At 33.9% G+C, this 14,524-nt stretch carries 12 protein-coding genes; 10 read left to right on the forward strand and 2 right to left on the reverse strand.

Translation table 11 applies throughout. From position 1 onward, the window contains the following. Positions 1-31: 31 nt before the first annotated feature. Entirely contained in the window at positions 32-538 is a 507-nt protein-coding gene (locus tag ACODH8_RS02765; RefSeq protein ID WP_332466073.1) for an ECF transporter S component, read from the reverse strand. After that, entirely contained in the window at positions 525-920 is a 396-nt protein-coding gene (locus ACODH8_RS02770) for a DUF4430 domain-containing protein (RefSeq protein WP_332466074.1), read from the reverse strand. Before ACODH8_RS02770 ends, ACODH8_RS02765 begins: the two co-directional genes overlap by 14 nt. A 152-nt stretch (positions 921-1,072) precedes the next feature. Here ACODH8_RS02770 and pcrA point away from each other — a divergent pair, with 152 nt between their 5' ends. From pcrA to iolC, 10 genes are all read left to right on the forward strand, one after another. Further along, positions 1,073-3,331, forward strand: a complete 2,259-nt coding sequence (pcrA, locus tag ACODH8_RS02775) for a DNA helicase PcrA (RefSeq protein WP_332466075.1) — start codon at positions 1,073-1,075, stop codon at positions 3,329-3,331. 48 nt (positions 3,332-3,379) lie between these two features. Further along, positions 3,380-5,374 carry an NAD-dependent DNA ligase LigA gene (gene ligA, locus ACODH8_RS02780; RefSeq protein WP_332466231.1) on the forward strand — a complete coding sequence of 665 codons (1,995 nt, stop codon included), beginning with the start codon at positions 3,380-3,382 and terminating at the stop codon, positions 5,372-5,374. Between the two features lie 50 nt (positions 5,375-5,424). Further along, positions 5,425-5,730: an Asp-tRNA(Asn)/Glu-tRNA(Gln) amidotransferase subunit GatC gene (gatC, locus tag ACODH8_RS02785; protein WP_332466076.1), complete on the forward strand. Its 306-nt coding sequence runs from the start codon at positions 5,425-5,427 to the stop codon at positions 5,728-5,730. Beyond that, positions 5,730-7,199 carry an Asp-tRNA(Asn)/Glu-tRNA(Gln) amidotransferase subunit GatA gene (gene gatA, locus ACODH8_RS02790; protein WP_332466077.1) on the forward strand — a complete coding sequence of 490 codons (1,470 nt, stop codon included), beginning with the start codon at positions 5,730-5,732 and terminating at the stop codon, positions 7,197-7,199. Before gatC ends, gatA begins: the two co-directional genes overlap by 1 nt. Continuing rightward, the gene (gene gatB / locus ACODH8_RS02795) at positions 7,199-8,629 is read left to right on the forward strand and encodes an Asp-tRNA(Asn)/Glu-tRNA(Gln) amidotransferase subunit GatB (RefSeq protein WP_332466078.1); all 1,431 of its coding nucleotides are present in this window, start codon (positions 7,199-7,201) and stop codon (positions 8,627-8,629) included. Before gatA ends, gatB begins: the two co-directional genes overlap by 1 nt. A 24-nt stretch (positions 8,630-8,653) precedes the next feature. Next, positions 8,654-9,676, forward strand: a complete 1,023-nt coding sequence (locus tag ACODH8_RS02800) for a diacylglycerol kinase (protein ID WP_332466079.1) — start codon at positions 8,654-8,656, stop codon at positions 9,674-9,676. Positions 9,677-9,694: 18 nt separating this feature from the next. Continuing rightward, positions 9,695-11,071 (forward strand): 23S rRNA (uracil(1939)-C(5))-methyltransferase RlmD, encoded by a 1,377-nt coding sequence (gene rlmD, locus ACODH8_RS02805; RefSeq protein WP_332466080.1) that lies wholly within the window; start codon positions 9,695-9,697, stop codon positions 11,069-11,071. A gap of 161 nt (positions 11,072-11,232) precedes the next feature. Continuing rightward, positions 11,233-12,699, forward strand: coding sequence for a CoA-acylating methylmalonate-semialdehyde dehydrogenase (locus tag ACODH8_RS02810; RefSeq protein WP_332466081.1), 1,467 nt, complete (start codon positions 11,233-11,235; stop codon positions 12,697-12,699). Positions 12,700-12,711: 12 nt separating this feature from the next. Beyond that, positions 12,712-13,530 (forward strand): 5-deoxy-glucuronate isomerase, encoded by an 819-nt coding sequence (gene iolB, locus ACODH8_RS02815; protein WP_332466082.1) that lies wholly within the window; start codon positions 12,712-12,714, stop codon positions 13,528-13,530. Between the two features lie 21 nt (positions 13,531-13,551). Next, positions 13,552-14,511: a 5-dehydro-2-deoxygluconokinase gene (gene iolC, locus ACODH8_RS02820; RefSeq protein ID WP_332466232.1), complete on the forward strand. Its 960-nt coding sequence runs from the start codon at positions 13,552-13,554 to the stop codon at positions 14,509-14,511. Positions 14,512-14,524 lie beyond the last annotated feature (13 nt).

The following is a 14,524-nucleotide window of genomic DNA, read 5'->3' on the forward strand; positions in this document are numbered from 1 at the left end:
TAGTTCTTTTTGAAACTAAAACAGACTATTTTTATATATCAACTTTCTTTAATAAGGGAACTAAAACAGGATATAGAATAATAAAAAACAAAAAATTCCCTACTGCATGAAAGGTATCAAAGGAAACTCCTTGTAGATAATAAATCCAAAATTTTTGAATTCCAAAGAAGGGTGCTTGAACTAAGGAAATAATGAAACCAAAAAAGTAACCCATTAATCCAGCAAAAATGGCTAGAACTATTAAAGGCATTTTATTTAAAAGTGACCTTAATAAAAATGTGATCAAGCAAATTGATAAAAAAGCAGCGATTTGTGCGAAAGTCCAAATACCCATTCCTAAAAATAAATTGGAAATCATAATGGATAGAACGGCAACAGTGCTGCCAAAATAAAAGCCAAAAACTAAAGTGCAAATAATAATAATCGTTGTTAAAGGCTGAACGTTAGGGATTGATTGAAATAAAAGCCTACCTGTAAAACTAGCCGCACTCATAAGAGCTGCTGTTGTAAGCCATCTAACAGATTTATTTAAATTCATTTAAGCGCCATTCGATTTTATCTGAATCCGAAACGGTCATATCAGCGGCACCTTTATCTGCTTCTTTGTCATTAATGTAGTACATCCAATATTTATTAGCTTTAGCATCCTGCTCTTTCCCATCGATGGAAGTAACAAATCCACCATCTTCTTTGACATCAAAATTGGCTTTTAAAATGTCTAAAACAGAATCTTTTTCTGAAACTTCAACTTCTTTAGAAGTAACTTCTTTTTCATCTTCTACTAAAGTGATAGTTACTTTCATTTCTGTTTGTTGCTGTGAAGAACTTGTTGAAACTGTTGTTGTTTCATTGTTTGTAGAACAACCAGCTCCAACCATTAAGAATGAAGAAAGGACAAGGCCTAAAATAAGTTTTTTCATGAATAATTCCTCCAAAATAATTTTTATTCTTTATTATCTTAACCAAAGTATTAACTTAATGCAAATCAGGATTTTATTCTCATTTTCAAAGATATTTCAGATGTTTTTTGCTATAATAGAAAAGATGTAATAAGAAAGGGTGTTCGCACAAAATGAGTCATGTAAATAGTCTAATAAAAGGCCTAAATGATAAACAAAAAGAAGCTGTCATGCATACCAACGGGCCACTTTTAATAATGGCAGGAGCAGGCAGTGGAAAAACAAGAGTCTTAACTCACCGAATTGCTTATATTATTAAAGAAAAAGACGTAAATCCATGGAACATTCTAGCTATTACCTTTACTAATAAAGCTGCTCGAGAGATGAAAGATAGAGTTGTTAACATCTTAGGGAGTGAAGGAGAAGACGTTTGGGTATCTACTTTTCACTCAATGTGTGTTCGAATGTTACGACGAGATGTTGATGTGATTGGTTATAATCGTAATTTTACAATTTTAGATAGTAGTGATCAATTAACCTTAATGAAACGTATCTTAAAAGAAGAGAATATTGATCCTAAAAAGTATGATCCTCGAAGTATGATTGGTGCGATTAGTAATGCTAAGAATGAATTGTTAACGCCGGAGTTGTACGCAGAACGTTATACAGGTTTCTTTGAAAAAATAGTAGCTACTTGTTACAAACGATATCAAAAAGAATTGCGTCAAAACCAATCAATGGATTTTGATGATTTAATTATGTTAACGATTCGTTTGCTTCAGACAAGTCCAGATGTTTTAAGATATTATCAAAATAAATTTCAATACATTCATGTGGATGAGTACCAAGATACCAACCATGCGCAATATACGTTAGTTAATATGTTAGCAAAACGCTTCAATAATTTATGTGTTGTAGGGGATGCTGACCAAAGTATTTATGGTTGGCGTGGAGCGGATATGCAAAATATTTTAGATTTTGAGAAAGATTATCCAGACGCTACAACGATTTTACTTGAACAAAATTATCGTTCTACTAAAAATATTCTTCAAGCTGCTAATAGTGTGATTGAAAATAATGGCAATCGTAAGAAAAAAGATCTTTGGACAGATAATGAAGATGGTGAAAAAATAATATATTACCGCGGTGAAACAGAACGTGATGAGACACGTTTTATTGTGGGGAATATACAAAAGTTAGTAGCTGAGCAAGGTAAAAAATATGGTGATTTCTGTGTCCTTTACCGAACAAATGCTATGAGTCGTGTAGTGGAGGAAACCTTTTTAAAAGCTAATATACCTTACAAAATGGTTGGAGGTCATAAGTTCTACGACCGAAAAGAGATTCGTGATATTTTAGCGTATCTAAATGTGATTTCAAACGAAATGGATTCCTTAAGTTTTGAGCGAGTAGTTAATGTTCCTAAAAGAGGAATTGGTCCTGGAACAGTTCAAAAGCTACGTGATTTTGCAGAAATTCATGAATGGTCGCTTTTGCATGCGGCAATTGACGTTGATTTAACTAACATCACTGGAAAAGCACGTAATGAAATCGCAGGATTTGGTGCTATGATTCAAGACTTTAAGCAAATGATACCCTTCTTAACAGTGACAGAATTAGTTGAAGAGGTATTAGATAAAAGTGATTATCGTGGTGATTTAAAACGTCAAAATACTTTAGAGTCACAAACGAGATTAGAAAACTTAGATGAGTTCTTAACAGTTACTCAAGAGTTTGATAAACGATTTGAAGCAGGAGAATATGATGTGACAGATGAAACTGAATCTGAGGAAGAAGGACCAAATAAATTAACCCTCTTCTTAAATGATTTAGCTCTAGTTTCTGATATTGATTCTTTAGAAGAAGGTCAAAGTCAAGTAACATTCATGACCCTTCATGCCGCAAAAGGTTTGGAATTTCCATATGTCTTTTTAATGGGGATGGAAGAAGGCATTTTCCCATTAAATCGCGCGATGGAATCAGAAGATGAATTGGAAGAAGAGCGTCGCTTAGCTTATGTTGGAATTACAAGAGCTGAAGAGCAGTTATACTTGACGAATGCTTTTAGTCGAACTCTTTACGGACGTACTCAATACAATAGAGCCTCTCGTTTCTTAGCTGAAATTGACGAAAATGTTATGACTCAATTCGGACAAGAAAATAAGGTTTCTAGACAAAGTCCAATTGGTGAAAGACGAGCTCGTTCAACCTACGTTCAACCTGATGTGAAAGTTGTTTCTAATAAGGTTCAAACAGGTGGAGAAGGAGCGGCTTGGAAACCAGGAGACAAAGCGGAACACAAAAAATGGGGTGTTGGTACCGTGGTAAAAGTAAGTGGTTCTAGTAAAGATTTGGAATTAGATATTGCTTTCCCACAACAAGGTATTAAACGTTTATTAGCAGCTTTTGCTCCCATAACAAAAGTGGATTAATCTTAAGGAGTTGAAAATCAATTGGATAAAAAAGACATTCAATTAAAAATGACCGAGCTGAATCAGCAATTAGTCGAATGGGCTCATGATTATTATGTTAAAGATGCTCCTAAAGTAGAAGATTCAGAGTATGACAAAGTTTACCATGAATTAGTTGCTTTAGAAGAAGCACATCAAGAACTTATTTTATCTGATTCAATTACGCAACGAATAGGTGGAGAGGTTTTAGCTAGTTTTTCTAAAGTCACACATAATGTACCCATGATGAGCTTAAACAATGCTTTTAATAAAAATGATTTAATCGATTTTGATAATAGATTAAAAAAATTAACGACTCAACCTATTCAATATATGGTTGAACTTAAAATAGATGGTTTAGCTATTAATCTTCGTTACGAAGAAGGTAGATTTATTCAAGGAGCAACACGTGGTGATGGTGTTATTGGTGAAGATATTACACACAATTTAAAAACCATTAAATCGATTCCTCTAAAGTTAAATGAACCTTTAAATATTGAAGTTCGTGGTGAATGTTACATGCCGAAAAAATCATTTTTCGAGTTGAATGAAGCTCGTGAGGCGGAAGGTGAGAATGTTTTTGCCAATCCCCGTAATGCAGCTGCAGGGAGTTTAAGACAATTAGACCCAAAAGTTGCCGCTAAAAGAAACTTGAGTACTTTTATTTATACAGTTGCTGATACAAGTGGATTTGATTTTAATAGTCAAAATGACTCTTTAATAGCTTTAGAAAAATTAGGCTTGAAGATTAATAACGAACGTAAACTATGTCAGTCAATTGATGAGGTATGGGATTACATAGAAAACTTCAGAGATAAACGTCATGAATTAGATTATGAAATTGACGGTATTGTTATTAAAGTTAATGACTTTGCAGCTCAACAAGACATTGGGTTTACGGTTAAAGCTCCTAGATGGGCTATTGCTTATAAATTTCCAGCTGAAGAAGCTGAAACGGTGATTCGTGATGTCGAATGGACAGTTGGAAGAACGGGTGTTGTGACACCAACTGCTGTAATGGATCCAGTTCAACTTGCAGGAACAACTGTAGCACGAGCAAGTCTTCATAATGTAGATTTGATTGCTGAAAAAGATATTAGATTACTTGATTACGTGATGATTCATAAAGCAGGAGATATTATTCCTGAAGTAACTCGTGTACTAGTAGATAAACGGAGTGAAGAGAGTGAAGCTTATGTTTTCCCTACTCATTGTCCGACTTGTGAGTCTGAGTTAGAACGAATTGAGTCTGAAGTGGCATTAAGATGTATGAATCCAATGTGTCCTGCTCAAATCAAAGAAGGATTAAACCATTTTGTATCCCGTAACGCTATGAGTATTGATGGTTTAGGACCTCGTGTTTTAGAGCAGATGTATGACAAAGAAATCATTAAAAATGTGGCGGATTTATATTTTGTAACCGAAGAAGAATTATTAACTTTAGATAAAATAAAAGAAAAATCTGCCAATAACATTTTGACAGCTATTGCTCAAAGTAAAGGGAATTCTTTAGAAAAATTATTATTTGGTTTAGGTATTCAACATGTTGGAGCAAAGGCTGCTAAACTGATTGCTGAAGAATTCATTACAATAGAAGAAATAATGGTAGCCGATAAAGAGACTATCAACGCTATTGATACAATTGGGCCAGTTATTGCGGACAGCATTGATAAATATTTTGCTAATGAAGAAGTTAAAAATCTAATAGCAGAACTGAAACGAGCAGGTGTTAACACTAAGTACTTAGGGCAAACTGCAGCAGATTTAGCAGCTGTAGATTCTCCGTTTAAAGATAAAGTAGTTGTCTTAACGGGTAAACTAACTCATTTTAACCGTAATGAAGCTAAAGAGAAAATTGAAGCTTTAGGCGGTAAAGTAACAGGCAGCGTCTCTAAAAAAACAGATATTGTTGTAGCTGGTGAAGAAGCTGGAAGTAAGTTAGAAAAGGCTGAAAAATTAGAAATAACTATCTGGAATGAGAGTCAAATGGTAGAAGCCATTGAAAATAGTACAAAAGTTGACTAAAATAGGATAGGAATATCTTGTAAATAGATAGATGAAGGAGCGAATATGTAATGGTAATTTCGAAAGAAGAAGTTAAAAAAGTTGCAGCTTTATCAAAGCTAGCTTTTAAAGAAGAAGAATTAGAATTATTTACTTCTCAAATGGGGAAAATTATTGATATGGTAGAAGAATTAGGTGAAGTTGATACAACAGGAGTCCCTTTTACTTCTAATGTTGTTTCAGAAATCAGTGTGTTACGTGAAGATGTAGCTGTTAAAGGTGAGTCACGTGATGAACTATTGAAAAACGTTCCTGAAACAAAAGATGGATTTATTAAAGTACCTGCAATTATGGACAATGGGGAGGCTGGCGCATAATGACTGAACTATACAACTTAACATTAAAAGAATTATCAAATAAAATTCAAAATAAAGACGTGTCAGTAACAGAAGTAGTAGAATCTACTTTTTCTCGTATTAAAGAAACTGAGGATCAAATTGGTTCATTCATTACGTTAAATGAAGCTAAGTCTTTAGAACTTGCTAAAGAACTAGATGCCAAAGGACCAGATGCGACTAAACCTTTAGCTGGTATTCCAATTGGAATTAAAGATAATATCGTGACTAAAGATTTATTAACGACAGCAGCAAGTAAAATGTTATATAACTTTGAACCTCCTTATGATGCAACTGTTATGACAAAAATTTATGACAACGGGATGATTCCAGTTGGTAAATTAAACATGGATGAGTTTGCTATGGGTTCTGGAACTGAAACATCTTACTTCAAGAAAACAGTTAATCCTTGGAATTCAGAAAAAGTACCAGGTGGTTCTTCTGGTGGTTCTGCAGCTGCTGTTGCAGCAGGTCAAATTCCAGCTTCTTTAGGTTCAGATACAGGTGGTTCTATTAGACAACCTGCATCATATACTGGGATTGTAGGATTAAAACCAACTTATGGACGTATCTCACGTTACGGTTTAATTGCCTTTTCTTCAAGTTTAGACCAAATTGGTCCAATGACTCGTACAGTTGAAGACAATGCGTTAGTATTAAATGCTATTTCAGGCCATGATGTTAAAGATGGCACTAGCTCAAAACAAGTGGTTCCAGATTTTTCTGGCCTGATTGGACAAGACATTAAAGGTATGAAAATTGGTGTACCAAAAGAATTTATGACTGATGGCGTTAATCCAGAAGTTAAAAAATCAGTTGAAGAAGCTATTGAAACATTACGCCATTTAGGTGCAACTGTTGAAGAAATAAGCTTACCTCATTCTAAATATGGCGTTCAAGTGTACTATATTATTGCTTCATCTGAAGCATCATCAAACTTACAACGTTTTGATGGTATTCGTTATGGTTACCGTTCTGAAAATATTACTAACTTAGATGATGTGTACGTTAACTCTCGTTCTGAAGGCTTTGGTGAGGAAGTTAAACGTCGTATCATGTTAGGCTCATTCTCATTAAGTGCGGGATTCTATGATGCTTACTTTAAAAAAGCGGGACAAGTTAGAACTTTAATCGTTGAAGACTTTAAAAAAGTATTTGCTGATTACGATTTAATTTTAGGTCCTGTTTCACCAACAATTGCTCATGATTTTGGATCAGATAAAGATGATCCAGTTACAGCTTACATGAGAGATGTTTTAACGATTCCAGTTAACTTGGCTGGTTTACCAGGAATAAGTATTCCTTGTGGATTTTCAGAAGGAATGCCTATTGGGTTACAATTAATTGGTAACTATTTTGAAGAAGAAAAGATTTATCAAGTGGCAGATGCCTTTGAAAAAGCAACTGAATTCCACAAACAAAAACCAGTTATTTTAGGAGGGAAAGCATAATGAATTTTGAAACAGTTATTGGATTAGAAGTCCATGTAGAATTAAAAACAAATTCTAAAATTTTCTCACCTTCAGCTGCTGAGTTTGGTGCAGATCCAAATACGAATACAAACGTTATTGATTTTAGTATGCCTGGTGTTTTACCAGTTATGAATAAAGGAGCTTTAGAATTTGGTATGCGTGCGGCTTTAGCATTAAACTGTACGATTTCTCAAAGCACTCACTTTGACCGTAAAAACTATTTTTACCCAGATAATCCTAAAGCTTACCAAATTTCTCAAGCTGATGAGCCAATTGGCCATGATGGTTGGATTGAAATTGAAGTCGAAGGTAAAAAGAAAATTATTCGTATTGAACGCGTGCATTTAGAAGAAGATGCAGGTAAAAATATCCATGGAACTGATGGTTATTCATATGTTGATTTAAACCGTCAAGGAACGCCATTGATTGAGATTGTATCAGAAGCTGATATGAGAAACCCTGAAGAAGCTTATGCTTATTTAGAAGCTATCCGTTCGATTATTCAATTCTCAGGCGTAAGTGATGTGAAAATGGAAGAAGGTTCAATGCGTTGTGATGCTAATATTTCTTTACGTCCTTATGGTCAAGAAGAATTCGGAACAAAAGCTGAACTTAAGAACTTAAACTCATTAAACAATGTAAAAATGGGATTAATTCATGAAGAAAAACGCCAAGCTAAAGTTTTACTTTCTGGCGGAGTGATTCAACAAGAAACAAGAAAATACGATGAAGCAACGAAAACGACAATTTTAATGCGTGTTAAAGAAGGGGCAAGTGATTACCGTTACTTCCCAGAACCAGATGTTCCCCGTATTGAAATTTCTGATGAGTGGGTTGAAGAAGTTCGCCAAAGTATTCCAGAACTTCCAGCAGCAAGAAGAACTCGTTATGTAGAAGAGTTAGGTTTACCAGAATATGATGCAATGGTATTAACTCTATCTCGTGATATGTCAGATTTCTTTGATGCAACTATTTCAGAAGGTGCAGATGCTAAACAAGCTTCCAACTGGTTAATGGGAGAAGTATCGGCTTACTTAAACAGTGAAAGATTAGAATTATTAGAAACAAAACTAACACCAAATAATCTAGCAGGAATGATTAATTTAATCGCTGATGGGACAATCAGTTCTAAGATTGCTAAAAAAGTATTTAAAGAATTGATTGAAAATGGTGGAGATGCAAAAGAAGTGGTTGAAGCAAAAGGATTAGTTCAATTGTCAGATCCGGCTCAATTATTACCAATTATCAATGAGATTTTAGATAATAATGCTCAATCTATTGAAGATTTTAAAAATGGTAAAGGCCGTGCACATGGTTTCTTAGTCGGACAAATTATGAAAGCAACTAAAGGAAAAGGAAACCCTGGAGTTGTTAACAAACTACTTAGTGAAGAATTATCAAAACGATAATTCGTTAATAGAAGGAGTAAGACCATGAAAGCAAGACTAATTTACAACCCAACGTCTGGAAAAGAAATCCTAAAGAAAAATCTAGCTGATATCTTAAATGTGATGGAGCAAGCTGGGTATGAATCAAGTGCTTACGCGACAACTCCAGAACCTTTTTCAGCAAAAAATGAAGCAGAACGTTGTGCTTTAGCAGGATTTGATTTGATTGTAGCAGCAGGAGGAGATGGTACCATTAATGAAGTTATTAATGGTATCGCACCACTTGAAAAACGCCCTAAAATGGGTATTATCCCAGGTGGAACGACAAATGATTTTGCACGAGCTCTTCACATTCCAAGAGACAACGTTGTTAAAGCAGCAGAGGTTATGTTAAAAAATCAAACGATTAAGTCTGATATTGGTAAAGCTGGAGATACTTACTTTATGAATATTGGAGCAGGAGGGTACTTAACGGAATTAACTTATGAAGTACCTTCTCAACTTAAAAGTGTTTTTGGTTACTTAGCGTATCTGGTTAAGGGTGCTGAAATGTTACCACGCGTTAAGCCAATTAACATGAAATTAGTTTATGATGAGGGAGAATACATTGGAAAAGCGTCCATGTTCTTTTTAGGATTAACTAATTCAATTGGTGGGTTTGAGCAAATTGCTCCAGATGCACAATTAGATGATGGTAAATTTTCATTAATTATAGTAAAAACAGCTAATATTTTAGAAATAATGCATTTAATTGGCTTAATGATGAATGGCGGCAAGCATGTTAATGATAACCGTTTAATCTACACTAAAACATCAAAACTTTATGCCGAATCATTAGATGATGACTTTAGAATGATGATTAACTTAGATGGTGAATATGGTGGAGATGCTCCTATGACATTTGAAAATCTAAAACAGCATATTGAAATATATGCTAATTTAGATGAGATTCCAGATTCCGCTGTCTCTGGAGACATGGAAGAAGCTTCTGATTATTTTATAAAAGAATTAGAACAATTAACCAATGAAGACATTGATGGAGATGGAAAAGTTTCTGGAGATGAGTAAAAGAAGAGGAAGAAAATAATGACTAAAACTAAAAAAGAATTACCTGTAGTAAAAAATGACAAGGTATGGCTAACAATCGAAGATATGACACATGATGGACGCGGTGTTGGTAAAGTAGACTTCTACCCAATTTTTGTAGAAAATGCTATTGTTGGAGAAGAAGTTGAAGTACGAGTATTAAAAACAACTAAAAAATTCGCTTATGGTAAAGTCCTACAATGGAAAAAGAAAAGTGAAAATCGTGTTGAAGATGTTGATGCTGATTTAATCCGTACAGGAATTGCTCCTTTAGCCCACATGAGCTACGAGGCTCAATTAGAATTCAAAAAAGAGCAAGTTAAAAAAGCTGTCACACGTATTGGTGGTTTTGACGATGTTGAAGTGAAAGAAACGATTGGAATGGAAACACCATTTAAATACCGTAATAAAGCGCAAATACCAGTCCGTAAAATCAATGAACGATTAGAATTAGGATTCTTTAGAAGAAATAGTCATGATTTAATTCCTATTGAAGATTTTTACATTCAAGAAACAGCTATTGATGAAGCTTTATTAGCTATCAAACCAATTCTAGAGCAATACAATGTTAAACCTTATGATGAAGAAAAACAAACAGGTCATTTAAGAAATATTGTAATTCGTAAAGGTCATTATACAGATGAATTAATGATTGTGTTAGTGACTAAAAAGAAAAAACTATTTAAAATCGGAGAAATCTGTAAAGAAATAGTAGCTGCAGTTCCTAATGTTAAATCAATCATGCAAAGTATTCATACTGAAAACAACAATGTTATTTTAGGTAAAGAATTTGTTCGTCTTTATGGTACTGAATATATCGAGGATCAGCTATTAGGTAATACATACCAAATTTCAGCTAGTTCATTCTATCAAATCAACACAACTCAAGCAGAAGTGTTGTACCAAGAAGCTATCGACCGTGCTGAATTAAGTAAAGAAGATGTTGTCATCGATGCATACTGTGGTATTGGTACAATCGGACTTTCTTTAGCTAAAGAAGTTAAAAAAGTTTACGGAGTTGAAGTAGTAGAAGAAGCTATTATGGATGCTAAGAAAAATGCTGAAATCAATGGTATTGAAAATGTTGAGTTTGAAGTAGGAAAAGCTGAATTTGTGTTTGACAAATGGCTAAAAGAAGGTCTAAAACCGACTGTTATCCTAGTTGACCCACCAAGAAAAGGCTTGACTGAAAGCTTTATTAAATCAAGTGCTGAAATGAACCCAGAAAAAATTGTTTACGTTTCTTGTGACCCAGCAACATTTGCAAGAGATTTAAAACTTTATGGAGAATTAGGTTACACACCTGATTATGTTCAACCGGTTGATATGTTCCCACAAACATCACATGTGGAATGTGTGACAGTGCTTAAAAAATAAATTTTAGAGTAACAAAAGTTAGAAATTCTCTAGCTTTTGTTGCTTTTTTTGTTCTCAAAGTAAAATTAGCAATTGTAAGTGACAAAAATTGTCATTCATAATGTAGATAAAATAAACTCAAACGCTACAATTAACCTATAACAAAAGACCGGAGGGATAATATGTCAGAGATTAGAAAATTGAAGAACTATATTAACGGAGAATGGGTGGCCAGTTCTACAACAACCTATGAAAAAGTTGTTAACCCAGCAACAAAAGAGGTAATGTGTGAAGTTCCTTTGTCGACTTTAGAGGATTTGAATAAAGCAGCTGCAGTTGCTCAAGGTACTTTTCAAGAATGGAAAAATGTAGCAGTACCACGACGAGCACGTATTTTGTATAAATTTCATCAATTATTAATAGAGTCAAGAGATGAGTTAGCAAGATTAATTACTCTTGAGAACGGTAAGGCACTAACAGAAAGTTACGGAGAAGTTCAAAGAGGAATTGAAAATGTAGAATTTGCAGCTAGTGCACCAACTCTAATGATGGGCGATAATTTATCTTCAATTGCAACAGATGTAGAAGCATCTGTTTATAAATATCCAATAGGAGTAATTGGTGGAATAACACCATTTAATTTTCCGATGATGGTTCCATTTTGGATGTTTCCAATGGCAATTGCAACTGGAAATACAGTTGTATTGAAACCATCAGAAAAAGCACCTATGTTAATGGAAAAAGTTATTTCATTACTAGAAAAAGCTGGTCTTCCTAAAGGAGTATTTAATGTTGTTTTTGGAGCTCATGATGTTGTAAACGGTTTATTAACTCATCCAGATATTAAAGGTATTTCATTTGTGGGTTCACAACCAGTAGGTGAATATGTTTACACTGAAGGTTCGAAACATTTAAAAAGAGTTCAGTCTTTAACTGGAGCTAAAAATCATACAATAGTTTTAAATGATGCCAATCTAAATGATAGTATCCCTGCTATTGTAGGTGCTGCATTTGGTTCTGCTGGTGAGAGATGTATGGCAGCTGCAGTCGTAACGGTTGAGGAAGAAATTTATGATGAATTTATTGAGAAATTGACGCAAGAAGCTCATGATATCAAAATGGGTAATGGTTTAGATGATGGTGTATTTTTAGGACCAGTTATTCGTGAAGAAAATTTAAATCGAACAATCGAATACATTGAAACTGGAGTTAAAGAAGGAGCAAAATTAATATGTGATGGTCGCCAAAATATGGATGAGAGTGGTTTTTTTGTTGGTCCAACAATTTTTGAAAATGTTACGACTGAAATGAAAATCTGGAAGGAAGAAATTTTTGCGCCAGTATTATCAGTTATCAAAATTAAGGATCTAAAAGAAGGTATTTTAATAGCGAATCAATCTGTGTTTGCCAATGGCGCTTGCTTATTTACAAATAATGCTTCGGCTATCCGTTATTTTAGAGAAAATGTTGATGCAGGGATGTTAGGTATTAATCTTGGAGTTCCAGCACCAATGGCAATGTTTCCATTTTCAGGATGGAAAGAGTCATTCTATGGAACCTTACCTGCAAATGGAAAAGCAGGCGTTGAATTCTATACACGCAATAAAGTGGTAACAGCACGTTTATCAAGTGAAGATATATATAAATAAAGGAGAATATTGATGTCATATCTAAAAAAAATTCAACGAAATAATCAACTTGCTCCGAACGTAGTTGAAAGACACCATATTACAAGAGAAAATGATGGATTAGAATATATTGAACTGAAACAACTTGTATTTGAAAAAGGTGGAGAATACAGTGAGAGTCTGACTGATTTAGAGGTTTGCTTAGTGATTTTAACTGGTAAAGTTACTGTTTTAACTGAAGAAGAAACTTTTGAACAAATTGGAACAAGAGAAGATGTGTTTGATAAAATTCCAACAGATAGCATCTATCTTTCAAGTGGTAAAACATTTAAAATTATTTCTGAGTCGTCTGCAAAAGTTTTGTTATGCTATGCGCCTAGTTCAAAAGATTTACCTACAAAATTTATTTCAGCAAAGGATAATTTAGTAGAGCATAGAGGAAAATATCAAAACAAAAGAATGGTTCACAATATTCTGGATGATAAAAGTTTGATATCTGATAAATTAATTGTTGTTGAAGTTTTTACAAATGGTGGAAACTGGTCAAGCTACCCGCCTCATAAACATGATCAAAATAATTTGCCAGAAGAATCATTTTTGGAAGAAACATATTATCATGAGATGAATCCAAAACAAGGATTTATTTTCCAACGAGTTTATACAGATGATTTAAGTATTGATGAAACGATGACAGTAGAAAATGAAAACGTTGTCTTAGTGCCGAAAGGGTATCATCCAGTTTCGGTACCTGACGGATATGATAGCTATTATTTAAATATCATGGCAGGACCAATTAAAAAATGGCAATTTAATAATGATAAAAATCATGAGTGGATTATTAATCGAACTTAATAAGAAAGGAGAATGATAATGATAAAAAAAAATTACGATTTGATTGCAATTGGCCGTGCTTGTATTGATTTAAATGCAGTAGAGTATAATCGACCAATGGAACAAACAATGACTTTTAGTAAATATGTAGGAGGCTCTCCTGCTAACATAGCGATTGGAGCATCTAAACTAGGTTTATCATGCGGGTTCATTGGGAAAGTTTCAAACGATCAGCATGGAAATTTTATCAAGAATTATATGAATACCGTTGGAGTTGATGTTAGTAACATAGTTGTAGATCAAACAGGGAAAAAAACAGGTTTAGCCTTTACAGAGATTTTAAGTTCTGAAGAGTGTAGTATCTTAATGTACCGGGATGAGGTTGCAGATTTATACTTATCAACAGAAGATATAGATGAAAACTATATAAAACAGGCAAAAAATTTAGTCGTTTCTGGAACAGGACTTGCTAAAAGTCCATCAAGGGAAGCAGTTCTAAAAGCTATTTCAGTAGCAAAAAAGAATAAAGTGAAAGTTATTTTTGAATTAGATTATCGTCCGTATACATGGAAAAGTAATGAGGAAGTCTCAGTTTACTATTCATTAGTTGCAGAACAGTCAGATATAGTAATTGGAACTAGAGATGAATTTGATATGTTAGAAAATAAGAAAAAAGATGAAAATAAGGACACGACAGCATATTTATTCGAATATGAACCTCAATTAATTGTCATAAAACATGGTGTTGATGGATCTTATGCGTATGAAAAAGAGGGAGCAATACATAGAAGTAGTGCATATAAATCAAAGGTTTTAAAAACTTTTGGTGCAGGTGATTCATATGCAGCAGCATTTATTTATGCCATGGTTCAAGGAAAAGAAATCAGTGAGGCTCTTCAGTATGGTAGTGCATCAGCTGCAATTGTTGTCAGTAAACACAGTTCATCAGAGGCAATGCCAAGTGTACTGGAAATTGAAGAATTAATAAAAGAACAAGCTTAAAAGGACGTGACTT

It is taken from the genome of Vagococcus fluvialis (genome assembly GCF_048815235.1).
Taxonomy (GTDB): Bacteria; Bacillota; Bacilli; order Lactobacillales; family Vagococcaceae; genus Vagococcus.